We start from the raw sequence: 23,742 nt of genomic DNA, 5'->3' as shown, positions 1-23,742 counted from the left end.
TTCAGAGGTGCTGCCGATGCGTCAAAACCGTCCCGTCGCCGTGCTCGGCGGCGTGCGAATCCCGTTCTGCCGGCAGAACACCGCCTATGCGGACGTCGGCAACCTGGGCATGTCGGTGCGCACGCTGGGCGCGTTGGTCGAGAAGTTCGGCCTGCACGGCCAGCAGCTCGGCGAAGTGGCGATGGGCGCGGTGATCAAGCACAGCAGCGACTGGAACCTCGGCCGCGAGGCCGCGCTGTCCTCCGGGCTGTCGCCGCTGACCCCGGGCATCACCCTGCAGCGCGCCTGCGGCACCTCGCTGGATTCGATCATCACCATCGCCAACAAGATCGCCACCGGCCAGATCGAGGCCGGCATCGGCGGCGGTTCGGACACCACCTCCGACGTGCCGATCGTCTACGGCAAGAGCCTGCGCCGGCGCTTGCTGACCGCGGCGCGGGCCAAGACCACCAAGGACAAGATCGCCGCGTTCAAGGGCTTCCACCTGCGCGAGCTCAAGCCCGAGTTCCCCGGCGTGGCCGAGCCGCGCACCGGCAAGAGCATGGGCGATCACTGCGAGGACATGGCCAAGCAGTGGAACATCTCGCGCGACTCGCAGGACGAGTGGGCGCTGTCCTCGCACCAGAAGCTCGCCGCGGCCTACGAGCGCGGCTTCTTCGACGACCTGGTGGTGAGCTTCCGCGGCGTCTCGCGCGACAACATCCTGCGCGCCGATTCCTCGCTGGAAAAGCTGGCCACGCTGAAGCCGGCGTTCGACAAGACCTCCGGCCGCGGCACGCTCACCGCCGCCAACTCGACCCCGCTGACCGACGGCGCCGCGGCCTGCCTGCTGGCGTCGGACGAATGGGCGCAGGCGCACAACCAGGAAGTGCTGTGCTACCTGCGCGACGCGCAGGTGGCCGCGGTCGACTTCGTCCACGGCGAGGGCCTGCTGATGGCGCCGACCGTGGCGGTGCCGGAGATGCTCAAGCGCAACGGCCTGACCCTGCAGGATTTCGACCTCTACGAAATCCACGAGGCGTTCGCCGCACAGGTGCTGTGCACGCTGCGCGCGTGGGAGAGCGAGGACTACTGCAGGAACCGGCTCGGCCTGGACGCGCCGTTGGGCCGGATCGACCCGGCCAAGATCAACCCGAACGGGTCCTCGCTCGCCGCCGGCCATCCGTTCGCGGCGACCGGCGCGCGCATCGTCGCCACCGCCGCCAAGGAGCTCAAGCAGCGCGGCGGCGGCCGCTGCCTGATCTCGATCTGCACCGCCGGCGGCATGGGCGTGGTGGCGATCCTGGAGCGCTGAGCGCAACGCGCAAATCCGGGGCCGGCGATCCGCCGGCGCCCGGATCGAAGCGAAGGGCGATGCGGGAGGGGCTTGAGCGCCGATGCTTTTCTCCCGGCCGGGATCGGGCCGTCATCGCAGCGGATCGAAAGGCGTCGGGCCTGAAGGCCCTCCCACCACCGCGCAGGCCTCGGCAAGACTGCAAGCGCCGCAGCTGCGAGCTTGGGGACGGCAAGGCGATAGGCCGGCAAGACGGCAAGACGGCAAGACAGCGACACAACCACAAGCCGCTGCAACAGCGATCGTGTGGGAGGGGCTTCAGTCCCGGCGCTCCGGTTTCCGCCGCGGCGTCTCCACCGTCCGCCGCCGCGATCCCCAGCATCGGCCCGCGCGCGGTGAGGCACAATGCCCGCCCCGCCGCGACAAGGACCTGTCATGCGCCCGCACGCCGTATTGCTGTTCGCCCTCGCCTCGCTGCCGCACGGCGCCGCGGCGATGACCTTCATGGACGCGTCCTTCGTCTGTCCCATCGACGGCCAGCCGTTCCAGGCCCGGGTCGCGGCTTCGGGCACCTCGTTCGGGCGCTACTTCGACGGCCAGCACTACGGCCCGATCGCCTCGCCCTGGCCGCTGCCGGTGTGCCCGGGCAACGGCTTCGTCGTGTTCGACCCGCAACGCCGCTACGATGCCGCCGAACTGGCGCGGTTGCGCGCGTTCGTCGCCAGCCCCGAGTACCGCGGCTGGGTCGCCGACGACACGCCGTACTACCGGCTGGCCCGGCAACAGGCCTGGCTCGGCGAATCCGAGGACGCGATCGCGCAGATCCTGCTGGCCGCCACCTGGGAGGCCGGCCCGCGCCGCTACCCGCGCTATGCCGAAGAGGCGCTGGCGGCGTGGCAGCGGCGCGCCGAGCGCGAGGCCGGCAGCGACGCCGGCTACGACGCGCGCATGCTCGTCGGCGAACTGCAGCGCCGGCTCGGCCGCTTCGAGGACGCGCGCGCGAGCTTCGAGGCGCTGCGCGCCGACCGCGGCTTTCCCGGCAAGCGCGACGACGCCGACGCGGCCGAACAGCGGCGCAAGATCGTCGATGCCCAGCTCGCCCTGATCCGCGACCGCAGCGTGGCGCACGCGCGCCTGGACGAGAACGGCGAGATCGTCGATTTCTGAGGCTGCGCGCGCTTCGACGCGCGCGTCTGCCGATGTGGTGCGCCGCCGGCGCTCGCGCCGAGGCCGCGCGCGGCCCCGGCTCTGCCGACGATCCGACGAGCCCGGCCGCGCCGGGCCTCAGGCCATCGCCCGCGCCGCCGTGCGCTGCTGCTCTTGCTGCGGCGCCGGCTCCTCGCGCGGCTGCGCGCCTTGCGCAGCCATCGCCTGCAGCGAGTGCTGCGCCGGCGTTTCCAGCCCCTCGCGCAGGCCGACGTGGGCGTTGCGGTTGGCCGGGTCGGCGGGATTGCCCTCGACGATGAACGCGTTGCCGCCGCCGGTCACCACCGCATCGACCTGACGGAAGCCCTGGTCGCCGGCGAGCCGGGCCAGGCGCGCGCTGAGGTTGGCTTCCGCCTCGGGGCCGTAGCCGGCGGCGAGGCGCTGCACGCCGTCTCGGCACTGGTCGTGGATCGCGCACTGCGCGGGAGTGAGCTCGGGCCGCGATGCGGCGGCCAGCGCGACCGCGGTGGTGCCCGGCCGGTCCGGATTGCCGGCATCGGCCACCACCCACGGGCTGGCCATGATCGGGCGATTGCGGTTGGGATCGGCGGGATGGAAGTCGTCGCGCAGGTCCTGGCGGTGCAGGCGGGTGGTGCGCGCGTCGTTGAGCTCGGCCAGCAGGCGCGGATTCGTCACTTCGCTGACGTGCGGCATCATTCCGCCGCTGCTGATCTGGCTCCAGCTGTTGTCGCGCTGGTTGTAGCTGTAGGTCAGCGGCGGGCCGCCGATGGTGTTCGGATCGGTGTTGGGGTGGGCGCCGGCGGCGACCGCCGCGCGCACGCCGGTGAGCCGGGCGGTGTAGCCGGCGGCGTCGTCGACCGGCATGTTGCGGCGGATGTCGTTGAGCGTGTTGAGCATGCGCTCGCTGCCGCGCCAGTCGTTGTCGAGCATGTGCGACCAGATCCGCTCGACCTCGGCCTCGCCGCGGCCGTTGCGCGCGGCTTCGAGCAGCACGCGCGGCGTCCAGGCGTTGGGATCGATGCGCGCGTTCGCGAACGAGATGTCGTGGGCGCGCTGCACGTCGCGCGCCGGCAGGTTCAGCGCCAGGTCGGGCCGGTCGCTGCGCAGCTGTTGCCGGCGCAGCTCCAGGTCCTGGCGGATCAGGTCGACCCCGAAGCCCTCCCAGTCGCTTTCGCGCATGTTGCGGCCGCCGTCGCGCGCGCGGATGTCGGCGTACAGGTTGGCGACCTGCCCCGGCGCGTTGTCGTTGCGCACCACGCCCAGCGCGAGCAGGCCGTAGCCGTCCGAACCCGGATGCTGGGCCAGGTAGTTCCAGTACAGCTCGCGATTGCCGGTGCGGGCGTAGTGGCCGAGCACGTCCAGGTCGCGTTGGTCGAGTCCGCTCATGTCTTCCTCCTTGAAAAGCGGCGGTCAGCGCCGCGGCGCATCGCCGATGTGGCCGTCGTCGAAGATAGCGCGGATGCGCTGTTCGATGCGTTGCCAGTCGCGCATGAACAGGCGCAGGTAGCTCACCTGCACGTAGGTGCCGTACTTGGGCAGGAGGAAGGCGTGGCTGCAGCTCGGCAGCCGCGGCGCGTCCAGCAGCTCCAGGCGGCCGTCGACGATGCGCGCGCCGTCGGGCTCCTCGCGCGCGGTGCACTTGATGATCGTGGTCAGCGTCCCGTCCGCGTCGCGGGCGACGAACCAGTCGTTGTTGAACAGCGAGTGGCGGTCGGTCGCGGGCAGGTCCTGCTTGCCGTAGCGCTTGAGGTAGTAGGCGTCGACCTTGGCGAAGTCGGTGTAGTACGGGGTCAGCCCGTCCACCGGCGCGGCCTTGATCCGCAGTTCGGGATTGAGGGTCGGGTTCTCGCGCAGCTCCTGCTCGGAGTCGACGTTGGAGATCCATTCGCGATCCAGGCGGGTCTGCGGCGGCACCCGGTCGAGGTAGGTGGGGCTGATGTCGATGTTGCGTATCCGCTCGGACTCGCCGCCGCTGAGGTAGTGCACGCCCGGCGGCAGCGGCGCCAACTCAGGCCAGCGCAGGATCAGGCGCATGAAGCCCTGCGCGTCCTGGCCGCGCTCGATGTCGAAGTAGTTGGAGGCGATGCGGAAGCGGTGCGGGCCGAGGTCGACCTCGACCGGGCGCGCCTGGGCGGGCGCGTCGGCTGCGTTCATGGGGCGGGTGTCCTGGCTGCTGCGCGGCGGCGCCGCGCCCGAGGTGCACGCCGCCGTCGCCAGGCAGGCGAAAGCGAGCAGTGCGCTGAACGACGCGTGCGGCGTCATCGGCATCCTCCGTCGATGCGGTCGGGTGAAGCGGCTCGCGGCGATGGCGCAGCCGCGCGGGCCGAGTCTAGAGGCCCCGCCGGGGGCGGTAAACCGCGGCGGCGGGCGCCGTTTCAGGATCGCGGCCCGGGCGCTGCCGGCGCGACCGGGCGCGGCGGCCCGGAACGGTGCGCTGCCGCACGGCGGGCGTGCCGGATGGCGCGGTCGCCGGACGGATCGCGATTCCGTGACCCAGGTTGCCACGGTTCACCTAGCTGCTCCGGGATCACGATTGTTGTGCATCCATTCGCGGTGGTACGGTCCTGGGGCGGTAAACCATACGCAAACGTATCCACAAGTGCGGGACCGGTCCTTGGGAGGGGACGAGCTCATGCGCAGGATTCATTCGTTGTGGCTGTCGTGTCTGTTGTTGTGCCTGTCCATCCTCGCCCCCGCCTACGCCGGCGGTTTCGCCGGCCGCTACGAGCGCATCCCGGGCTGGGACGGCGCCGACATGGGCGCCTTCGTGATGGTGCCCAAGGACCAGGGCCCCGGCCCGTTCCCGCTGCTGGTGATGCCGGCCAGCTGGGCGGTGCCGAACCTGGAGTACGTCGGCCGCGGCGGCCAGCTGGCGGCGCAGGGCTACGTGGTGGTCAGCTACACCTCGCGCGGGTTCTGGGATTCGGCCGGCAAGATCGACATCGCCGGGCCGGGCACGGTCGAGGACGTCAGCGCGGTGATCGACTGGGCGCTGGCGAACACGCCGTCCGACCCGGCCCGGATCGGCGCCAGCGGCATTTCCTACGGCGCCGGCATCAGCCTGCTCGCCGCCGAGCGCGACCCGCGCATCAAGGCGGTGGCCGCGCTCAGCGGCTGGGCCGACCTGGAGGCGTCGCTGTACGCCAACCGCACCGTCAGCCAGCAGGGCGCGGCGCTGCTGGTGGTGGCCGGCGCGGTCACCGGCCGGCCCGGGCCGGAACTGGCCCAGGCCACCGCGCGCATCGCGCTGGGCGATTTCGACGGCGCCGTCGCCGGCCTGCTGCCGATCGTGCCGCAGCGCAGCCCGATGACCGAGGTCGCCGCGCTCAACCGCAACGGCACCGCGGTGCTGCTGGCCAACGCGTTCAACGACAGCCTGTTTCCGCCGGGCCAGTACGTGGATTTCTACAACGCGCTCACCGGCCCCAAGCAACTGCTGTTCGCCCACGGCGACCACGCCACCATCGAAGCGCCCGGCGCGCTGGGCCTGCCGAACGAGACCTACACCGCGGTGCAGCGCTGGTTCGACCATCACCTCAAGGGCGCCGACAACGGCGTGCCGCGCGAACCGGCGGTGCGGTTGAAGTCGCAGGACGGCGACTGGCGCGGCTACGCCGACTGGAACGCGGTGCAAGCCGGGGCGACCGTGTTCGCGCTGAGCAAGCCCAGCGGCCTGATCGCGCCCACCGGCGAGCTGCGCAGCGCGCCGAGCGTGGGCTGGAGCCACTCGATCCTCACCGGCCTGCCGACCGTGGCCGGCTCCGGCGTCGCCATGGTCAGCGGCTTCCTGCAATCGCTGCAGGTGGCGCCGACCGCGTCGATCCCGCTGGTCGCGCGCGCCGGCGCGGCGGTGTGGCAGACGCCGGTGTACTGGAGCGGGGCGCAGCTGAGCGGCATGCCGCAACTGCGCATCACCGCGACGCCGAGCCAGAGCGAGGTGAGCCTGTTCGCCTACCTCTACAGCGTCGACCTGCTCGGCACCGGCCAGCTGCTCAGCCACAAGCCGGTGTCGCTGCGCGGCGCCCGTCCGGGCGTGGCGCAGACCCTGGACCTGCGCCTGGAAGCGACCAGCTGGGACATCGCACCGGGCCGCCGCCTGGTGCTGGTGATCGACACCGTCGACGCGCGCTACACCGGCGCCAGCCGCATCGGCGGCACGGTGAGCTTCAGTTCGCCGGCCTCGAACCCGGCGACGTTGACCGTGCCGCTGCGCTGAGCCGGCGCGCGGGCGGCGAACGGCGGCGCCGCGAGGCGCCGTCGTCGCTTGCGCCGCGGCCGCGGGCCATCGGGCTCGCCGCGTTCGCCGCAGCGCTTGCGCCGGGACGGCGCGCCGCTAGGATGGCCGCGGGGATCGCCGTGGACCGCGCGCCGCGCACGCGGCCCGCCGCCGCATGCGCGACCGCGACGGACGCCGCGCCGGGCAGGGGGCCTGGGGCCGGACGCGCGGACACCGGGGGCCGGATGCAAACCTTCAATCCATACGAAGCGCCGCAGAGCGCGTTCGCCGACACGTCCAGCGAATCCGACCAGCGCCTCGGGCCGTGGCGCGCGGGTGCGGACTTGGTGACCTTGTGCGATTCGCGCCTGCCGGGCCGTTGCGTCAAGTGCAACGCGCCGGGCCACGCGCGGTTGAACAAAACCTATTACTGGCACAGCGGCGGCTGGTACCTGCTGATCCTGTTCAATCTGGTGATCTACGCCATCGTGGCGATGATCGTGCGCAAGAAGTGCCGGCTGGACGCCAGCTTGTGCGAGCGCCACGCCCGGCGCCGCTCGCGCCTGGTCGCGAGCGCGTTCGCCAGCCTGGGCGGGTTCGCGCTGGCGCTGTTCTTCGGCCTCGCCAACGACTCGGGGCCGTTGCTCGCATTCGCGGGCGTGTGTCTTCTGGCCTGCGTGGTGATCGCCATCGTGGCCGGGCGCACGCTGTATCCCAAGCGGATCGGCGAACGCTATGCGCGCTTCGGCGGCAGCGGCAAAGAATTCCTGGCCGGGCTGCCGGCGTTTCGCGATCCCGGGTTCTGAGCGTTGGGTAATCGCGAACGGCCGCATCGCTGCGGCCGTTCGTGGGTTCTGCGCCAGCGCGCGGCCCGGCCTGCGCGTCGCCCGCTTGCGCAGGCGGCCTCAGCCGCGCAAGCGCGGCATGCCGAACTCGTCGCGTTCCTCGACCACCGCCTCGTCGAACAATTTCTGCCGCAGGTCGCGCCCGGGCAGTTCGCTCGGCGCCTCGCCGCGCGCTGCGCGCAGGGCGTTGAGGTAGCTCAGCCGCGCCCGGTTCTCGTCGCCGGCCTGGGCGAAACCGTGGCCGAGTTCTTCCCAGGCTTCGCTGCCGGCGCCTTGCGCGAGCGCGCGATGCAGGTAGGCCTCGGCCTGCGGCCACTGGCCCTGCATGCGCGCCAGCCGGGCCAGGCTCAGCAGCAGGCCGGGGCTGCCGGGATGCCCGGCCAGCCAGCGTTCGGCCTGGGCGCGGCGCGCGTCCAGGCGGCCGATCGGCAGGCGGCCGTACAGCGCCGCCAGCGATTCGTCCCAGCGCGCGTCGAGCGCTTGTTCCAGGCTCTTGGCCGCGGCCTCTTCCCAGCGCATCTCGGCCGCGCGTTCGGCATAGGCGGCGACCGCCGCCGGTTCGTTCTTGAGCGGCTTGGGCAGGCTTTCCCACAGGTCGGCCAGCACGTTCGCGTCGGCGGCTTCGCGCAGCGCGGCTTCGGCCCACTGCGCTTCCAGCCGGCCCAGGCGCGCGGCCGGCCAGGCGTTGTTCTGGCGCAGCGCGCCGAGCAGGCCGTAAGCCTCGCCGGCGCGGCCCAGCGCGGCCAGCGCCTGCGCGCGCAGGGCCAGCCCGCGTGGCGGCAGCGGCTGCGCGGCCGCCGCGTCGAGCGCGGCCAGCGCGTCGTCGGCGCGTTCCTCGGCCAGCGCCTGCTCGGCCGCGGCCAGCGCGCGCGCGACCGGATGCTCGGCGGCGATGGCGTCCAGGTGTTGCGCCTGCGCCGCGGCATCGCCGCGCGCGGCGGCCGCGCGCGCGGCGCCGACCGCGGCGATCGCAGTCACGTCGCGGCTGCGCGCCGCCTGCGCCAGCGATTTCTCGGCGCGGCTCCAATGGCCCTGGTGCAGCGCATCCAGGCCGTCGATCAGGCGCGCCCGCGCCTGCTTCTTGCGGTGCCGGCGCATCGCCACGAACGGCAGGCTCAGCGCCTTCCACACCAGCCACAGCGCGATCAGCCCGCCGACCAGCATCAACAGCGCCTTGGGCACGTTGGTCAGGTAGTCGTAGCCGCCGTAGGTGATCACCACCCGGCCCGGGTCCTGCAGCAGCAGTTGCGCGACCAGCGCGCCGAGCAGCGCCAGCACGATCCAGAACAGAAGATTGCGGAACAGGTTCATCGCGGCGCTTCCTTCCTCGGGGCCCAGGCGGTGCGGGCGGCCTTCAATGCACGGCCGTGCGCAGCTGGCGCAACTGCTGCAGTGTGGTGCCCAGGGTCGGAACCGTCAGTGAAAGCGGCATCGCCGCCAGTTCGCGCAGGCGGGCGAGCTGCTGGTCCTGCGCAGGCGAGGGCGGCGACAGGCGCTGCACCCAATGTTCGGCGCGCTTGAGCGCGACTGTGTAGCCGGCCGCGTCGCGGCGCTCGGCGGCTGCGCGCGCGAGCGAGATTTCCAGTTGCAGCCCGGCCAGCGCGGCGGCGCGGTCGGCCGGATGCGAGGCGACGGTGCGGTTGACCGGCTGGGTCTCGATCAAGGTGCCGAACGCGCGCCGCCACCACGGCGCCGGCTCGGCGGCGACCGGCCGGGCGGCGTCTTCGGGCAGGCTCAGGCCCTGCGTCAGCGCATCGAGCTTGGCCATCGCCTGCATGCGCGGTTCGATGCCCAGTTCCTTGAGCGCCGCGGTTTCCTGCAGCAGGGTCTGGCGCAGACTCAGGTAGGCCGGATCGTCGATGCCGTCGAGCACGCCGCCGGCGAGGAAGTAGGCGCGGCGCGCGCCTTCCAGGTCGCCGGCGATCTGCAGGCGCTGCTGGCCCAGGGTCAGCAGCAGCTCGGTCTCGTCCAGGCGCATGGCCTGGGCGCCGTGGCGGTTGGGGTCGGCCAGCTTGGACACGCTGTCCTCGATCAGCGCCGCGCGCTGGCCGATGCCGTGCAGTTCGTCGCGCAGCACCCGGTTGGTGCTGTCGGCCTGGACGATGCGGCGGTTCTGCGCGTCCTGGTTGGTGCGCAGGGTGTCCACGCGCTGTTCCAGCGCCTCCAGGCGCTGCGCGCCGTCGGCGGCCTGTTCGCGCTCGCGCACCTCGCGCTGCTGCCACTCGCGCCAGCCGAACCAGCCGCCGCCGGCGGCGACCAGCAGCGCCAGCAGCAGCCACAGCCAGGCGGAAGAACCGCGGCGCGGCGCGGCAGCGGTGGAGGGAGAGGTGGACACGGGATCGATGGGGTCGTTCATGACCCGGCCATGCTACCGGATGAACGGATCAAGACAGTCTTGACGCGGCCGCGCAGCGCCGCGGCCGGGCGGTTGGCCGGGATGGGCGGCTTCAGCCGCGATCGCCCTGCGCCAGCGGCGCCAGCAACTCGCGCGCGCCGGGTCCGGCGGCGATGCCGACGTCGCCGAAGCCGGCCTCGCGCGCCCACTGCGCCAGCCGCCCGCTGGCCGCGCTGACCCGGGCCTCGCGCAGCCGCGCCGCGGCCTGCGGCGGCAACTGCGCGAGCACGCGTTGCAGGGCCTCGCCGCTGGACAGCGCCAGCAGCAGCGGCGCGCGCGCCTGGCTCAGGCGCGCGAGCATGGAACGGTCCAGCGATGCCGGCTCGCGCCGGTAGATGTCGGCGCGCCGCACCTGCGCGCCGCGCGCGGCCAGCGTCGGCGCGATCACCCCGCGGCCGCCGGGCGCGGTCAACAGGCCCACCGCTTCGCCGGCGTCGAAACGCTGCAGGCCGGGCAGGGCGAGCAGGCCCTCGCTGTCCATGCGCTCGGGCCAACGCACGCCGGCGATGCCGAATTCAGCCAGCGCCTGCGCGGTGCCGGAGCCGACCGCGTACCACGCCTGGCCGTCGCGTTGCGGCGGCTGCGGCAACGACGGCGCGGCCGTGCGCGCATCGGCCGCGCACAGATCGCGCAATGCGCGCGCCGCGTTCGGACTGGTGACCAGCACGTGCGCCGACTGCAGCGCCGAGGCCAGCGCCGCGCGCGCAACGGCGGTGTTCTCGCTGCGGATCGACCACGGCGACAACTCGATCAATGCGCTGCCGTATTGCGCTGCGATACAGCGTATCGCCTCGTTATCGTCACTAGGACGTAACGAGATCACGTACCATCGCGGCGGTGTCAGCGGCTCGCGGCTCATGCGATCAGCTTCGCACAGCGCCGCGCGCAACGGCACACGCCGGACGTCGCAGCGCCATTCGCCCGCGTTTGTTCGCCAGGCGCGGTCGGCCTGGTCCGTAGTCCGTCCGGCCGTCGTTCGCCGGGCGTGTCGTTCCGCTCCTCACATCCTTCGTACCGCGCTACCGACGCTGATGACTTTCGACGCCGCACTGCAACGCCTGCACACCCACTACCAATCCATGCCGCCGGTGGCGGCGATGAACGTCGGCATCTCCGGCTACGACGGCAAGCGCCTGCGCTTGCGCGCGCCGCTGAGCCACCACGTCAACGACAAGGGCTGCGCGTTCGGCGGCAGCCTGGCTTCGGTGATGACCCTGGCCTCGTGGGGCCTGGTCTCGCTCGGCCTGGAACTGGCCGACCTGCGCGCGGAAGTGTTCGTCGCCGACAGCCAGATCCGCTACCTGGCGCCGCTGTTCGGCGACCTGGAAGTGCAGGCCGAACTTGCCGACGGCGCCGACTGGGACCTGTTCGTGCAGACCCTGCGCGGCCGCGGCCGCGCCCGCACCGGCCTGGTCGCGCGCGCGCTGCTGCCCGAGGGCGGGGTCGCGACCGAGTTCACCGCGCGCTACGTCGCCATCGCCAAGGCCTGAGGCCGGCGCGGGCCTGACGCGGCGCGGGCGTGCGGGTAGGATGCACGCCACACCGCCTTCGAGCCGGAGCCCGCGATGCGCCTCGTGAAGTACCTGCTGCTGTCCTGCCTGTTCGCGTTCGCCCTGGCCGGTTGCCAGACCACCGGCACCCAGAACAACCGCCTGACCGAAATGCAGTACGCCTACTCGGCGGCGGTGCGCTGGGGCGACTTCGAAGGCGCGGCCAACCTGATCAAGCCCGACCTGCGCAAGCGGCTGGCGCCCACGCCGATGCAGCTGGAGCGCTACAAGCAGATCCAGGTCTCCGGCTACAACGACGTCGGCAGCGAAGTCGACAAGAAGAAGGGCACCGCGGTGCGCATCGTCAACATCGGCGTGATCAACCGCCACACCATGGCCGAGCGCAGCGTGCGCTACATCGAGGCCTGGGAATGGGATCCGGTGGGCAAGACCTGGTGGCTGATCGGCGGCCTGCCGGACTTCTGGCAGGGCGAGTAAGGCCCGCGACGCCCCGGCCAGGCCGCGGGCGCCAACGAAAACCGCGTTCTCCGGCGCCCGGGTCCGATCCGCGTCGCGTTCGCTGCAGGGGCCCCGTCGGGGCCCTTTTTGCGCCCGGGCCCCGGCCTGGGCGACAATCGCCGCCCGCGAGGGCCGTGCCGGCCCCGCCCGTGCATGAGTTGACCCCGTGAGTTTCGATGAATTGCTGGCGTTCGCCGGCCGCCACCTGTACCTGTCGCTGGGCCTGGTCGGCTTGACCCTGGCGCTGATCTACACCGAGACCGCGCGCCTGTTCCGCGGCTACAAGGCCCTGCGCCCGGCCGAGCTGACCCAGATGATCAACCGCGACAACGCCCTGGTCATCGACCTGTCGGCGATCGGCGAGTACGAAAAGGGCCACATCCCGGGCAGCCGCTCGGTCCAGCCGAGCCAGTTCGATCCGGAAAGCAAGCTGCTGGCCAACGCCAAGCAGCTGCCGGTGGTGGCGGTGTGCCGCAACGGCCAGGCCTCGGCCGACGCGGCCAAGCGCCTGAAGAAGGCCGGTTTCGAGAAGGTCTACTGGCTCGACGGCGGCATCGCCGCCTGGCAGCAGGCCGAGCTGCCGCTGGTCAAGGGCCGCAACTGAGGCCGCGGCGGCCGCGTCGGGCCGCCGGCCGGCTGTCGCGGCGCGCGGACCTGGCGCGCGCGATGTCCCCGGTCAGGCCGCGCGCCGGCCGCGATCCCGCGCGCCGGTCGCCTGAATCCGGATCTGCGCGCCCCGCGCGGCTGTCGCACCGCCGCCACGCGCGCCGCTTAGGCTGGGCGCTGCGTCTCGCCGCCGGCGACCGCGCCGGGCCATTGTGTGAGGCGCGCCGGGGTTCCGGCGCGGCGACCGGGCCCGCCCGCGTCGCGGGGGCTTGATCGCGCCGCAATCGCCTCAATCCACCTTGTTCCGCGGCCGATCGCGCGCCGCCGCGTCGGGCCGTTTGGTCCCGGCGCAGGCGAGCGGGCATAATCGGCCTCTTTTCCGAATTTCATCTTGCTGGGGGAGTCACCACCGATGTCCGAAGAAAACGTCAACGGCGCCGCCGCGCCGGCCGAAGCCGCAACCGGCCCCGCGTTCACCGTCGAAAAGATCTACGTCAAGGACGTCTCCTTCGAAGTCCCCGGCGCGCCGGCGGTGTTCGCCGAGACCCAGCAGCCGCAGCTGCAGCTGAACCTGTCGCAGAACGTGCAGCGCGTCGGCGACAACGCCTTCGAGGTCGTGCTCGGCGTGACCCTGACCTGCACCGCCGGCGACAAGCCGATGTACCTGGCCGAAGTGAAGCAGGCCGGCGTGTTCGGCCTGATCGGCTTCGACGAGCAGACCCTGGACGCGATGCTCGGCACCCACTGCCCGAACGTGCTCTACCCGTACGCGCGCCAGCTGGTCAGCGACCTGATCCAGGCCGGCGGCTTCCCGCCGTTCTTCCTGCAGCCGATCAACTTCGACGCGCTCTACGCCGAAGGCCTGCGCCAGCGCGCGTCCCAGGGCAGCCTGGCCGACGCGGAAACCGCCGGCAACGCCTGATCCCGGACACGCACCGGGACCCGCCGCGCGCATGACTTCGCAGACCACGACTCCCAAGCCGCGCGTGGCGGTGCTCGGTGCCGGTTCCTGGGGCACCGCGCTGGCGGCGCTGATCGCCCGGCACGGTCACCCGACCGTGCTGTGGGGCCGCGACGGCGACGTCGCCGCGGCCATCGACGGCCGCCACGAGAATCCGCGCTACCTGCCGGGCATCGCCCTGCCGGACGCGCTGCGCGCCACCACCGACCTGGCGGCCGCGCTCGCCGGCGCCGATCTGGTGCTGGTGGTGACGCCCTCGCACGCCTTCGCCGAAACCCTGCGCGCGCTGGCCCCGCACCGGCCCGCGCACGCCGGCGTGGCCTGGGCGACCAAGGGCTTCGAGCCCGGCAGCGGCCGCTTCCTGCACGAAGTCGCCGAGGAAACGCTCGGCGCCGGCGTGCCGCTCGCGGTCGTCACCGGCCCCTCGTTCGCCAAGGAAGTCGCGCAGGGCCTGCCGACCGCGCTGACCGTGCACTCCGAAGACGCGGACTTCGCCCAGTCGGTGGCCGATGCGCTGCACGGCCCGGCGTTCCGCGCCTACACCGGCGACGACATGCTCGGCGCCGAACTCGGCGGCGCGATGAAGAACGTGCTCGCGGTGGCCACCGGCGTGGCCGACGGCATGCAGCTGGGCCTCAATGCCCGCGCCGGCCTGATCACCCGCGGCCTCAACGAAATGCTGCGCCTCAACCAGGCCATCGGCGGCCAGCCCGAGACCCTGATGGGCCTGGCCGGCCTCGGCGACCTGGTGCTGACCTGCACCGGCGACCTGTCGCGCAACCGCCGCCTGGGCCTGGCCCTGGGCCGCGGCCAGTCGATCGAGGACGCGGTGCGCGAGATCGGCCAGGTGGTCGAGTCGGTGCAGACCGCCGACGAAGTCATGCGCCAGGCCGAACGCCACGGCATCGAACTGCCGATCTCCAGCGCCGTGCGCGAGGTGCTGCACGGCCGCATCACCCCCTCCGACGGCCTGCGCCAGCTGCTCGCGCGCGAACAGAAGCCCGAGTACCCGAACGACCTGTTCGGCTGAGGCGCGCGCCCGGCGCACGCGAAAAAGCCCGGCAGCGCCGGGCTTTTTCGTATCCGCGCCGCGCGCACGGCCGGCGAAGCGCCGCGCGCGATACGGACAAAAAAAAAGCCCGGCTTTGCGGCCGGGCTCCATCGCGACGATTCGGGGGAGAGAGAGAAAGGTTCGCGATTGTTGCCGGAGTCTTTCCGGAGCGCTTTCTTAGAAGCTGAAGCGCGGACCGATGAAGAACTCCTTGTGGCCGCCGTCGACGAACTTGGCGTCGGCGGTGATGCCCCAGCTCTGGTTGAACTTCACCTGGGTGCCGACGCGGCCGTAGAACTTGCCGTCGTACTGCTTGGCCAGGTCGCCGAAGTTGCGGGTGTTGTCGAAGTCCTGGTAACCAGCGAAGGCATAGCCTTCCCAGTTCGGCGCCAGCGAACCGCGCACGCCGGCTTCGACGAAGCCGCCCTTGAACTTCTGCGAACCGCCGCCCAGGGCGTTGTCGAAGTCGTACTTGTTCTGCTCGTAGGCGATGCGGGTGACCAGGTCGACCCGGCTGCTCAGCTCGTGGTTGTAGCCCACGCCGACGTTGAAGCGATCGACATCGGTGCTCGGGATGCGGAACACGTTGCCGCCGATGTTGAGGTTGTTCGAGTCGGTCTCCTGCTTGCTGTAGCTGCCGAAGACGTGGAAGTTCGGGTGGAACGCGTACGAGCCGGCGATGGTCCAGCCATCGGAGTCGGCGAACTTGTTCTTGGCGTCGAACTTGGCGTAGCCGGCTTCGACGTAGTTGTAGGAAACGCCTTCGGCGGCCGAAGCGGCGAACGGCAGCGCGGCGGCGAGGGTGAGGGCAAGCAATGCACGCTTCATAAAGGTCTAGCCTCTTTATTGGTCTTATCCGTCTCCACGCGCCTCGGGGTAAGGCGTCCGTGTGGATCGGTGTGCGCAGTATCGTCACCGCGCTTCAATAGCGCCTGAATTTTTCTCATATTTTTATGGGAACTAAACGTTCTGTTTACGGTACTTCGGTTTTCGCCTAGGCCTGAAGTCATGGTTTTCAAGGGGTTTTTGGCGTTTTTCGCAGCGCAGCCTTGCTCGCGGCTGAACATCGCCGCGCACGATCGGCAAACCGTCCGGGCGCAAGAATCGGATGGCGCGGCGATGCGCGCATCGCCAGCATGACGTCCGTCATCCGTATACGTTTGAGGGCATCGAACCGATGCGAACCGATACCGACGCCTTGGCGGACGCCGCGCGGGATCCGCGCCTGCGCCTGCGCCGCCGCATCGCCGGCTACGACTGGGATGCGGCGGCCGCCGCGCTCGACGCGGACGGCTGGACGGTGTTGCCGAGGCTGCTCGGCGCGCGCCAATGCGCGGCCCTGGCCGGGGGTTACGACGAAGACGCGCGTTATCGCAGCCGGGTGACGATGCAGCGCCACGGCTTCGGCCGCGGCGAGTATCGCTATTTCCGCTATCCGCTGCCGCCGTTGCTGCAGACCCTGCGCGAAAGCCTGTATCCGCGGCTGGCGCCGACCGCGACGCGTTGGAATGCGATGCTCGGAATCGACGGTGCGTATCCGCTCGCGCTCGAGGACTTCCTCGCGCGCTGCCACGCGGCCGGACAGGCGCGGCCGACGCCGTTGCTGCTGCGCTATGGCGAGGGCGACTACAACTGCCTGCACCAGGACGTCTACGGCGAGCACGTGTTTCCGCTGCAGGTGGCGGTGCTGCTGTCGCAGCCCGGGCGCGATTTCGACGGCGGCGAATTCGTGCTGACCGAGCAACGCCCGCGCATGCAGTCGCGCGCGCAGGTGGTGCCGTTGCAGCAGGGCGATGCGGTAGCGTTCGCGGTGCGCCATCGCCCGCAGCGCGGCGCGCGCGGGTTCTACCGGGTCAACCTGCGCCATGGCGTGAGCGCGCTGCGCGCGGGGACGCGGCATACGCTCGGGGTGATCTTCCACGACGCGCAATGAGCGGCGGTGGCTTTGGAAGGCCTTAAGGCCCGACGCTTCTCGCCCGGGTCGCTGCGATCGGGAACAAGAGCGTCGGGACCGAAGTTCCTCCCACAAGCGCGCTCGCAGGCGAAGGCCTGCGCAAACGGCCCTTCGAAGGCTCGCGAAAAACGCGGTTTCGTCGCGACGACGGCCGCTGCGACGTTGCATTCGCGTATCGCCGCGGATTGACCGCGCCGCCGCAGCCGCGGCGTTGGCTAGAACGTCGCGCGCACCGGGTTGCGCGCGCACCGGCCGCGCCGCATGCCGCGCGGCCGCCCTCATGGACGCGTCGGCCTCAAGGAGCAAGACCATGCCGCTGCAGGATCAATCGTTCGTCCGTCGCGAACTCGACTTCCCCGGCGCGTTGCGCCAAGGCGCCAGCGGCGCGGCGGTGAAGCGGGTGCAGGAATGGCTGGGCTTCCACGGCAACGGCACCCCGGTCGACGGCAAGTTCGGTCCGGGCAGCGACCGCGCGCTGCAGGGCTTCGCAGCGCGCAAGCGCATCGCCTATGCCGGCGAAGTCGGGCCGGCGCTGTGGGCGGCGCTGACCGAACCGATGGCGCGGGTGCTCGGCGCCGGCGCCGCCGCGCCGGCCAACAAGCCGTATCCGCAGTTGGTGCGCTGGTTCGCCGAACAGCATCTGGCCGCGCATCCGATCGAAATCGGCGGCGCCAACCGCGGGCCGTGGGTGCGGCTGTACATGAAGGGCAGCGAAGGCGATTCGATGCTGTGGTGCGCCGGCTTCGTCAGCACGGTGCTGCGCCAGGCGGCCGAGCACGCGCAGCGGGCGATGCCGGTCGCCGGCAGTTTCGGTTGCGACGAACTGGCCGCGCAGGCCAAGGCGGGCGGACGCTTCCTCGCCGGGCGCACGGTCGCCGGCGGCAGCCCGGGCTTCGCCGCGCTCGGCGCCTGCGGCGTGTTTCTGGTGCGCAAGAGCGCCAGCGACTGGATCCATACCGGGTTCGCCTTCGACGGCAATGCCGAGAGCTTCCTCAGCATCGAGGGCAACACCGACCACAAAGGCTCGGCCAACGGCTTCGAGGTCGCCCAGCGCGCGCGCAAGACCGCGGCCTGCGACTTCATCCGCCTGGGCTGAGCGGCGCTCCACCCCGCGCGGCGCGGCCCGGCCCGCGCCGCCGCGTTTGCGCCGGCGTTGATGGCGCACACAGATTCCGGACGGAATCCCTTCACCCCGTATTGACGGCCCCGCTTGCCGCGCTTACCTTGTGCCGATAATGAAATGATATATCGTTTCATTTCACACTTTGAGCGTAGCAGGGGTCGCAGTGAGTACAGGCAGGCGGGGAGGCCGCGCGGCAGCGGCGGATATCGAGGCACAGCAGCGCGGCGGCAACGGCGCGCGGACGCGCACCGGCGCGGCGCGGCAGATCGCGGGCGCCGCGCTGGCCGCGTTGGCGCTGCCGGGCTTGTTCGGCCACGGCGCGCTGGCCCAGACCGCGCCGGCCCAGGCCGGCGGCGGCGCCACCCCCAAGCTGCTCGACAAGGTCACCGTCGAAAGCGCCGCGACCGCGCCCTGGGATCGGCCGGCGCCGACCGCCTCGCGCCTGGGCCTGAGCGCGCGCGAGACCCCGGCGACGGTCGAGACCCTGACCCAGGAGCAGATCCAGGCGCGCGGCCTGCGCGGCAGCGTCGAGGCGCTCAACGCGGCGCCGGGCGTGCTCGCCGGGCAACTGCCGTCCTCGCCCGGCATGGCCTCGATGCGCGGCTTCAGCGGCGGCGCGATCGCGCTGCTGTACGACGGCGTGCGTCAGAGCGCGGCGCCGCTGGTGACCCGCGACTTCGACAGTTGGAGCTTCGAGCGCATCGAAGTGCTCAAAGGCCCGGCCTCGGTGCTGTACGGCGAGGGCGCGCTGGCCGGTGCGATCAACCTGGTGCCCAAGCGTCCCGACTTCGACGCGCGCGCGTTCGCGGGCCTGGTCGGTTTCGGCAGCTTCGGCGGCCGGCGCTACGCGGTGGATTTCAACGAGCCGGTCGGCGAAAACCTGGCGCTGCGCGCGATCGCCAGCCACCGGCGCGGCGACGGCTACGTCGACGGCACCGCGAGCGAAGCGACCTCGGCGACCGTGGCCGCGCGCTGGCGGCCGAGCGAGGCGGTCGAAGTCGATGTCGCGCTGGATCACTTCGAGGACGACTACGACACCGCTTACTGGGGCACGCCGCTGGTCCCGGCGGCGCTGGCGCGCGATCCGGCATCGCTGGTGCGCAGCGCCGACGGCCGCGTGCTGGACCGCGCGCTGCGCCGGCGCAACTACAACGTCGACAACGGCCTGCAGGATTCGCGCGGCGACTGGCTGCGCACCCGGGTCGGCTGGCAGATCGGCGAGGGCCTGCGTTTCTCCAACGAGTTCAGCTATTACGACGCCAAGCGCCGCTGGTGGAACTCGGAAACCTATGCGTTCAACCCGCGCACGCGCCTGCTCGACCGCGGCACCACCCGGATCGAACACGATCACCGTTTCTGGGTCGAGCGCGCGACGCTGTCGCTGGACGGCGACTGGGGCGGCCGCCGCAACCGCGCGGCGATCGGCGCGGAGGTCAGCGATGGCGACTTCGCGGTCATGCGCCGGTTCGGCGCGACCACGGCGGTGGACCCGTTCGCGCCGCAGCGCGGCTCGGCCGGCTTCGCCGACACCGCGGCCAACTTCCCCGGCGCCGGCAACCGCGTCGACTTCGATTCGCGCACCCGGGTGTACTCGGTGTTCGCCGAGGATGCGCTGAACCTGAGCGAGCGTTGGCTGCTGCTGGCGGGACTGCGCTACGACCGGATCGAGCTGGAACGACACATCGCCGACCGCAACACCGGCGCGCGCTCGCGCTTCGAGCGCAGCTACGAGCCGCTGTCGTGGCGCGTGGGCACGGTCTACGATCTGGCGCCCAAGACCCAGCTGTATGCGCAGTACAGCACTTCGGTGGCGCCGGTCGGCAGCCTGCCGCTGCTGTCGCTGGCCAACTCGCGCTTCGAGCTGACCCAGGGCCGCTCGGCCGAGGCCGGGATCAAGAGCAGCGTGTGGGACGGCCGCGTCGACCTGGGCGCGAGCGCGTACTGGATCGAACAGGACGACATCGTCACCCGCGATCCGAACAACGCCAATTTGTCGGTGCAGGGCGGGACGCAGTCCTCGCGCGGCATCGAACTGACCGCGGCGGCGTCGCTGACCCGCGCGCTGCGCATCGACGCCAGCGTCGCCGCGCTGGATGCGCGCTTCGACACGTTGCGCGAAGCCGGCGGCGCCGACCGCGCCGGCAACGTGCCGCCGAACGTGCCCGAGCGCCTCGCCCAGCTGCACGCGAGCTATCGCTTCGATGCGCTGCCGTTGACCGTCGGCGCCGGCGCGCGCTACGTCGGCCCTTGGTACGCCGACAACGCCAACCGCCTGCGCGTCGCCGGCCGCACGGTGTGGGACGCGAGCGTCGCCTGGCAACTGCCGTTCGGCGAGGTCGCGCTGTACGGCCGCAACCTCGGCGATGCGCTGTACGCCGACTGGACCGGCGGCGCCGCCGACCAATTCGTGCTCGGCGCGCCGCGCAGCGTCGAACTGACCTTGAGGGTGAACCTATGAATTCGACGCACAACGGCGACGCGCTGCGGCTGGACGGCGTGCGCAAGGACTTCGGCGACCGCCATGCGCTGCAGGCGCTGTCGCTGGCGATCGCGCCGGGCGAGGTGTACGCCCTGCTCGGCCCCAACGGCGCCGGAAAGACCACCACGTTGAACCTGATCCTGGGCTTCCTCGACCCCGACGCCGGTCGCATCGAGGTCGCCGGCACCGACGTCGCCCGCGACCGTCTCGGCGCGCGCGCCAAGATCGCCTACCTGCCGGAAACGGTGATGCTGCATCCGCAGCTCGATGCGATCGAGAACCTGAGCTACTTCGCCTTGCTCGGCGGCCGCCGCATCGATGCGAACCAGGCGCGCGAGCTGCTGCGCCAGGCCGGGCTGCAGGAAGAGGCGCACGCGCGCCGCGCCGGCGGCTTCTCCAAGGGCATGCGGCAGAAGGTCGGACTCGCCATCGCCCTGGCCAAGGACGCGCAGTTGTTGTTGCTCGACGAGCCGACCTCCGGCCTGGACGCCAGCGCCGCCAACGATCTGTCGCACGGCGTGCGCGCGGCTTCGCGCCGCGGCGTGGCGGTGCTGATGGCGACGCACGATCTGTACCGGGTCAAGGACGTGGCCCATCGCCTCGGCATCCTGCGCGCGGGCCGGCTGTTGACCGAGCGGCGCACCAGCGAACTGTCGGCCTCGCAGATCGAGGCGCTGTACCTGCAGGAGCTCGACGCCGCAGGCCCGGCGCCGGCGGGAGCGGCCGCGGCATGAGCGCGTCGCTGACCGGCTACGAATGGACCCTGCTGCGCCGCGACCGGCGCGCGTGGTGGGCGTTGCTGGCGCTGGCCGCCCTGGTGCTGCTCGCGTTCGCGTTCGATCTGGCCGGCGTCGCCGCGGGCAACGCCGCCAAGAACGAGGCCGCGCGCGCCGAGCGCGCGCGCTGGCTGGGGCAGGGCGAGAAAGACCCGCATTCGGCCGCGCACTACAGCATCTTCGCGTTCAAGCCGACCCCGGCGCTGGCGGCGCTGGATCCCGGCGCCGAACCCTTCGTCGGCCAGACCGTGTGGCTGGAAGCGCACGTGCAGAACGACATGCTGTACCGGCCGCAGGGCGACGCCTCGCCGCTGCAGCGCGCCGGCCTGGCCAGCCCGGCCAGCCTGCTGATCGCGTTCGCGCCGCTGGTCGCGTTCCTGTTGGCGTTCACCGCGGTGGCGATGGACCGCGAGCGCGGCACTCTGCGGCTGGCGCTGGGCGCGGCGTTGCGGCCGCGCGCGATCGTCGCGGCCAAGGCGTGGGCGATCTGGTCGGCGCTGTCGCTGGCGTTGCTGGCGCCGGTGGTCGCGGCTTCGGCCGTCGCCAGCGCCGCGTTGGGCGCGTTGAACGCGGACCTGGCCTTGCGCTTGGCGCTGTGGGCCGCGGCGATGGCGCTGTACCTGGGCGTGCTGACCGCGCTGGGCGTGTCGGTGTCGCTGCTGGCGCGCAGCGTGCGCGGGGCGCTGGCGCTGTTGTTCGGCTTGTGGATCGCGCTGGCGCTGGCGCTGCCGCGCTGGGCCAGCAGCGCGGTGGAGGCGGCGCATCCGCTGCCGTCGAGCCAACAGGTCAAGCAGCAACTGCAGGACCAGGCGCCGTCGTTCTGGACCGCCGAGGAGGCGAAAAAACATCGCCAGGCATTGCTCGCGCAGTACGGCGCCAAGGACGTGGGCGACATGCGGGTGGACGCGCGCGGTGCCGAGCTGGACCTGAGCGAACGCCATTCGCACCAGGTGTTCGACCGCGTGCTCGGCGGCTTCTACGACCGCGTCGCCGCGCAGGACCGCGCGTTCGCCGCCTGGGGCTGGCTGAGCCCGGCGGCGGCGATGCAGAGCCTGTCGCCGATGCTGGCCGGCAGCGACTTCGGCCACCACCGGCGTTTCATCGACGCCGCCGAGCAGTACCGGCGCGCGCTGGTCAACCGCATGAACGAGGACGTGATGGCGCATCCGCTCAACGGCGCGCAACCGCGCCATACCAACGACGAAGCGCTGTGGGCGCAGGTGCCGCAGTTCCAGGCGCCGCAGCCGGGGCTGACGGCGAATTGGCGCAACGCGGCGCCGGCGCTGGCCGGCTTGTTCGGCTGGGCGGCGCTGGCCGCGGGACTGCTGGCGCTGGCAGCGCGCAGGTTGCGGCCATGAGCGCGCAAAGCGGGCATCTCGGCGCCCTCGAACTGCCGGCCGCGCGCACCGCCGGCTTCGCCGAGCTGCTGCGCTGGGAGCTCGGCCACGTCGGCCGCAGCCGCCTGCTGTGGGCGGTGCTGGGCTTGTTGTTCGTGGCGATGCTGTGGGGCGCGCACAGCGGCGCCGCGCTGCACCGCGAACAGAACCGCGCGATCGAGCGCAGCCGCGCCGCCGACCTGGCCTGGACCCAGCAGATCCTCGAACGCGCGCGCCGCTACGCCGAGCCCGCGCAGGAGCCGGTGCCGTACTGGCAGGACCCGACCGACGTCGCCGGCTTCAGCCGCTACTTCCTGCGCGCCCACGCCTACAAGCCCAACCTGCCGCTGTCGCCGCTGGCGGTGGGCGGCAGCGACCTGATGCCGACGCGCCTGCCGGTGAAGCTGGAAACGCCGTTCGGGGTGGAGCCGGCCTACGACTTCGAAAATCCGCGCGCGCTCGGCCTGGGCCGTTTCGACCTGGGCTATGTGCTGGTGTACCTGCTGCCGGTGGCGGCGATCGTGCTGATCGGCCTGCTCGCGACCTTCGAGCGCGACCACGGCATGTTGCGGCTGATCGCCGCGCAGCGGGTCGGCCCGCGCGCGTGGCTGGGCGCGCGCATCGCCGCGATCTTCGCCTGGCTGGCGCCGGCGGTGTTGCTGGGCGTGGCGGTGTCGTTGTTCTCGGCCGGCGCCGATCTCGCCGCGGCCGTTCCCGAGTTGATCGCGTCGGCGGCACTGGTGGTGGCCTACCTGGGGTTCTGGGCCGCGCTGGGTTTCGTCGTGGTGTCCGCGTGGCCCGGCGCCGCCGGCGCGATCAGCCTGATGAGCGCGGTGTGGGCGGTGCTGGCGATCGGCCTGCCGCTGCTGGGCAGCGGCGCGGCCGCGCGGCTGGGCGATGCGCCGGCGCCGATCGCCTATGTCGACGCGCAGCGCCGCGCCAACGACGCCATCGCCGCCGAACGCGATGCGCTGCTGGCGCGCGACTTCCGCGCCCGCGCCGACTTGGCCGGTTCGCTCGACAAGCTCGGCGGCCTCGACTACGCGACGCGCATGACCTTCCTCGCGCCGAAGCTGGAACGGCGCCTGCAGCCGCTGCGCGACCGCCAGGAGAGCGCGCGCAGCGCGCGCGAGCGGCTGTCGCAATGGGCCGGCTATCTGGCGCCGCCGCTGGGCATGGAGCAGGCGCTGGCGCAGTTGGCCGGCACCGACGCGCAGCGCCATCGCCGCTTCGAGCGGCAGGCGGCGGGCTACCAGCGGCAATTGCGCGAATGGTTCTATCCGCGCATCCAGCGCCAGATCGCCGCGCCGACGCCGAAACCGCGCGCGGACAGCTACGGGCGGATGAACTTCCTCGAATTCGACGCGATTCCGGCCTATGCCTGGAACGACGCGCCGGCGTGGTCGCGCGTGGCCGGCGCGCTGCCGACCGCGCTGTGGCTGGCGCTGTTGGCCGCCGCATTGAGCGGCTGGGCGCTGCGGCGGTTGCGGCAATGGCCGGCGGAGCTGTGA

At 72.0% G+C, this 23,742-nt stretch carries 21 protein-coding genes; 15 read left to right on the top strand and 6 right to left on the bottom strand.

The window, feature by feature from the left end; all coding sequences use genetic code 11:
• The first annotated feature begins 16 nt into the window (after positions 1-16).
• Both BLV01_RS22835 and BLV01_RS22830 read left to right on the top strand, forming a co-directional pair.
• A complete protein-coding gene (locus BLV01_RS22835; protein ID WP_091805668.1) occupies positions 17-1,294 on the top strand; it encodes an acetyl-CoA C-acetyltransferase in 1,278 nt (425 codons plus the stop codon).
• A 414-nt stretch (positions 1,295-1,708) separates the two neighbouring features.
• A complete protein-coding gene (locus tag BLV01_RS22830) occupies positions 1,709-2,440 on the top strand; it encodes a hypothetical protein (RefSeq protein ID WP_091805625.1) in 732 nt (243 codons plus the stop codon).
• Between the two features lie 117 nt (positions 2,441-2,557).
• On the opposite strand, the gene BLV01_RS22825 is transcribed toward BLV01_RS22830, so the two are convergent.
• Positions 2,558-3,826, bottom strand: coding sequence for an XVIPCD domain-containing protein (locus BLV01_RS22825; RefSeq protein WP_091805622.1), 1,269 nt, complete (start codon positions 3,824-3,826; stop codon positions 2,558-2,560).
• A 24-nt stretch (positions 3,827-3,850) separates the two neighbouring features.
• Positions 3,851-4,594, bottom strand: coding sequence for a hypothetical protein (locus BLV01_RS22820; RefSeq protein ID WP_139179108.1), 744 nt, complete (start codon positions 4,592-4,594; stop codon positions 3,851-3,853).
• A gap of 478 nt (positions 4,595-5,072) precedes the next feature.
• On the opposite strand from BLV01_RS22820, the gene BLV01_RS22815 reads away from it, so the two are divergent.
• Positions 5,073-6,656, top strand: coding sequence for a CocE/NonD family hydrolase (locus tag BLV01_RS22815; protein WP_091805616.1), 1,584 nt, complete (start codon positions 5,073-5,075; stop codon positions 6,654-6,656).
• A 245-nt stretch (positions 6,657-6,901) separates the two neighbouring features.
• Positions 6,902-7,462, top strand: a complete 561-nt coding sequence (locus tag BLV01_RS22810) for a hypothetical protein (protein ID WP_091805613.1) — start codon at positions 6,902-6,904, stop codon at positions 7,460-7,462.
• Positions 7,463-7,561: 99 nt separating this feature from the next.
• On the opposite strand, the gene BLV01_RS22805 is transcribed toward BLV01_RS22810, so the two are convergent.
• The 3 genes from BLV01_RS22805 to BLV01_RS22795 all read right to left on the bottom strand — a co-directional run bounded on the left by BLV01_RS22805 (position 7,562) and on the right by BLV01_RS22795 (position 10,650).
• Positions 7,562-8,812 (bottom strand): heme biosynthesis HemY N-terminal domain-containing protein, encoded by a 1,251-nt coding sequence (locus tag BLV01_RS22805; RefSeq protein ID WP_091805610.1) that lies wholly within the window; start codon positions 8,810-8,812, stop codon positions 7,562-7,564.
• Positions 8,813-8,855: 43 nt separating this feature from the next.
• Positions 8,856-9,857 (bottom strand): uroporphyrinogen-III C-methyltransferase, encoded by a 1,002-nt coding sequence (locus BLV01_RS22800; RefSeq protein ID WP_091805607.1) that lies wholly within the window; start codon positions 9,855-9,857, stop codon positions 8,856-8,858.
• Positions 9,858-9,948: 91 nt separating this feature from the next.
• Positions 9,949-10,650, bottom strand: a complete 702-nt coding sequence (locus tag BLV01_RS22795; RefSeq protein ID WP_254782740.1) for a uroporphyrinogen-III synthase — start codon at positions 10,648-10,650, stop codon at positions 9,949-9,951.
• A 277-nt stretch (positions 10,651-10,927) separates the two neighbouring features.
• On the opposite strand from BLV01_RS22795, the gene BLV01_RS22790 reads away from it, so the two are divergent.
• From BLV01_RS22790 to BLV01_RS22770, 5 genes are all read left to right on the top strand, one after another.
• Complete coding sequence (locus BLV01_RS22790) at positions 10,928-11,386, top strand: YiiD C-terminal domain-containing protein (protein ID WP_091805601.1); 459 nt, start codon at positions 10,928-10,930, stop codon at positions 11,384-11,386.
• A gap of 75 nt (positions 11,387-11,461) precedes the next feature.
• Complete coding sequence (locus BLV01_RS22785; protein WP_254782739.1) at positions 11,462-11,884, top strand: hypothetical protein; 423 nt, start codon at positions 11,462-11,464, stop codon at positions 11,882-11,884.
• Between the two features lie 187 nt (positions 11,885-12,071).
• The gene (locus BLV01_RS22780) at positions 12,072-12,509 is read left to right on the top strand and encodes a rhodanese-like domain-containing protein (protein WP_078998131.1); all 438 of its coding nucleotides are present in this window, start codon (positions 12,072-12,074) and stop codon (positions 12,507-12,509) included.
• Positions 12,510-12,923: 414 nt separating this feature from the next.
• Positions 12,924-13,433: a protein-export chaperone SecB gene (secB, locus tag BLV01_RS22775; RefSeq protein WP_091805598.1), complete on the top strand. Its 510-nt coding sequence runs from the start codon at positions 12,924-12,926 to the stop codon at positions 13,431-13,433.
• A gap of 31 nt (positions 13,434-13,464) precedes the next feature.
• Positions 13,465-14,502, top strand: coding sequence for an NAD(P)H-dependent glycerol-3-phosphate dehydrogenase (locus BLV01_RS22770; protein WP_091805595.1), 1,038 nt, complete (start codon positions 13,465-13,467; stop codon positions 14,500-14,502).
• A 198-nt stretch (positions 14,503-14,700) separates the two neighbouring features.
• On the opposite strand, the gene BLV01_RS22765 is transcribed toward BLV01_RS22770, so the two are convergent.
• Positions 14,701-15,351 (bottom strand): porin, encoded by a 651-nt coding sequence (locus tag BLV01_RS22765; RefSeq protein WP_091805592.1) that lies wholly within the window; start codon positions 15,349-15,351, stop codon positions 14,701-14,703.
• 349 nt (positions 15,352-15,700) lie between these two features.
• Between BLV01_RS22765 and BLV01_RS22760 the strand changes: the two genes are divergently transcribed.
• The 6 genes from BLV01_RS22760 (at position 15,701) to BLV01_RS22735 (ending at position 23,742) form a co-directional block, all read left to right on the top strand.
• The gene (locus BLV01_RS22760; protein ID WP_091805589.1) at positions 15,701-16,456 is read left to right on the top strand and encodes a 2OG-Fe(II) oxygenase; all 756 of its coding nucleotides are present in this window, start codon (positions 15,701-15,703) and stop codon (positions 16,454-16,456) included.
• Between the two features lie 331 nt (positions 16,457-16,787).
• Positions 16,788-17,573: a peptidoglycan-binding domain-containing protein gene (locus BLV01_RS22755; RefSeq protein WP_091805586.1), complete on the top strand. Its 786-nt coding sequence runs from the start codon at positions 16,788-16,790 to the stop codon at positions 17,571-17,573.
• Positions 17,574-17,763: 190 nt separating this feature from the next.
• Positions 17,764-20,058, top strand: coding sequence for a TonB-dependent receptor (locus tag BLV01_RS22750; RefSeq protein WP_175486218.1), 2,295 nt, complete (start codon positions 17,764-17,766; stop codon positions 20,056-20,058).
• Positions 20,055-20,813 (top strand): ABC transporter ATP-binding protein, encoded by a 759-nt coding sequence (locus BLV01_RS22745; protein ID WP_091805579.1) that lies wholly within the window; start codon positions 20,055-20,057, stop codon positions 20,811-20,813. The genes BLV01_RS22750 and BLV01_RS22745 overlap by 4 nt, the downstream gene beginning before the upstream one ends.
• Positions 20,810-22,213 (top strand): DUF3526 domain-containing protein, encoded by a 1,404-nt coding sequence (locus tag BLV01_RS22740; protein WP_091805576.1) that lies wholly within the window; start codon positions 20,810-20,812, stop codon positions 22,211-22,213. The genes BLV01_RS22745 and BLV01_RS22740 overlap by 4 nt, the downstream gene beginning before the upstream one ends.
• Positions 22,210-23,742, top strand: a complete 1,533-nt coding sequence (locus tag BLV01_RS22735; protein WP_091805573.1) for a DUF3526 domain-containing protein — start codon at positions 22,210-22,212, stop codon at positions 23,740-23,742. Before BLV01_RS22740 ends, BLV01_RS22735 begins: the two co-directional genes overlap by 4 nt.

Origin of the sequence: Lysobacter sp. yr284 (genome assembly GCF_900107375.1) — a bacterium.
Lineage (GTDB): Bacteria > Pseudomonadota > Gammaproteobacteria > Xanthomonadales > Xanthomonadaceae > Lysobacter.
The sequence above is the reverse complement of the archived record's forward strand: the minus strand, read 5'-3'. Positions and strand labels throughout refer to the sequence as shown.

What these genes read in the sequence shown, in the direction of transcription:
- BLV01_RS22800 (WP_091805607.1), bottom strand. Translation starts at nt 9,857, where the DNA reads ATGAACGACCCCATCGATCCCGTGTCCACCTCTCCCTCCACCGCTGCC.
- BLV01_RS22820 (WP_139179108.1), bottom strand. Translation starts at nt 4,594, where the DNA reads ATGAACGCAGCCGACGCGCCCGCCCAGGCGCGCCCGGTCGAGGTCGAC.
- BLV01_RS22770 (WP_091805595.1), top strand. Translation starts at nt 13,465, where the DNA reads ATGACTTCGCAGACCACGACTCCCAAGCCGCGCGTGGCGGTGCTCGGT.
- BLV01_RS22745 (WP_091805579.1), top strand. Translation starts at nt 20,055, where the DNA reads ATGAATTCGACGCACAACGGCGACGCGCTGCGGCTGGACGGCGTGCGC.
- BLV01_RS22785 (WP_254782739.1), top strand. Translation starts at nt 11,462, where the DNA reads ATGCGCCTCGTGAAGTACCTGCTGCTGTCCTGCCTGTTCGCGTTCGCC.
- BLV01_RS22835 (WP_091805668.1), top strand. Translation starts at nt 17, where the DNA reads ATGCGTCAAAACCGTCCCGTCGCCGTGCTCGGCGGCGTGCGAATCCCG.
- BLV01_RS22740 (WP_091805576.1), top strand. Translation starts at nt 20,810, where the DNA reads ATGAGCGCGTCGCTGACCGGCTACGAATGGACCCTGCTGCGCCGCGAC.
- BLV01_RS22805 (WP_091805610.1), bottom strand. Translation starts at nt 8,812, where the DNA reads ATGAACCTGTTCCGCAATCTTCTGTTCTGGATCGTGCTGGCGCTGCTC.
- BLV01_RS22830 (WP_091805625.1), top strand. Translation starts at nt 1,709, where the DNA reads ATGCGCCCGCACGCCGTATTGCTGTTCGCCCTCGCCTCGCTGCCGCAC.
- BLV01_RS22825 (WP_091805622.1), bottom strand. Translation starts at nt 3,826, where the DNA reads ATGAGCGGACTCGACCAACGCGACCTGGACGTGCTCGGCCACTACGCC.
- BLV01_RS22760 (WP_091805589.1), top strand. Translation starts at nt 15,701, where the DNA reads ATGCGAACCGATACCGACGCCTTGGCGGACGCCGCGCGGGATCCGCGC.
- BLV01_RS22790 (WP_091805601.1), top strand. Translation starts at nt 10,928, where the DNA reads ATGACTTTCGACGCCGCACTGCAACGCCTGCACACCCACTACCAATCC.
- BLV01_RS22815 (WP_091805616.1), top strand. Translation starts at nt 5,073, where the DNA reads ATGCGCAGGATTCATTCGTTGTGGCTGTCGTGTCTGTTGTTGTGCCTG.
- BLV01_RS22735 (WP_091805573.1), top strand. Translation starts at nt 22,210, where the DNA reads ATGAGCGCGCAAAGCGGGCATCTCGGCGCCCTCGAACTGCCGGCCGCG.
- secB (WP_091805598.1), top strand. Translation starts at nt 12,924, where the DNA reads ATGTCCGAAGAAAACGTCAACGGCGCCGCCGCGCCGGCCGAAGCCGCA.
- BLV01_RS22765 (WP_091805592.1), bottom strand. Translation starts at nt 15,351, where the DNA reads ATGAAGCGTGCATTGCTTGCCCTCACCCTCGCCGCCGCGCTGCCGTTC.
- BLV01_RS22810 (WP_091805613.1), top strand. Translation starts at nt 6,902, where the DNA reads ATGCAAACCTTCAATCCATACGAAGCGCCGCAGAGCGCGTTCGCCGAC.
- BLV01_RS22755 (WP_091805586.1), top strand. Translation starts at nt 16,788, where the DNA reads ATGCCGCTGCAGGATCAATCGTTCGTCCGTCGCGAACTCGACTTCCCC.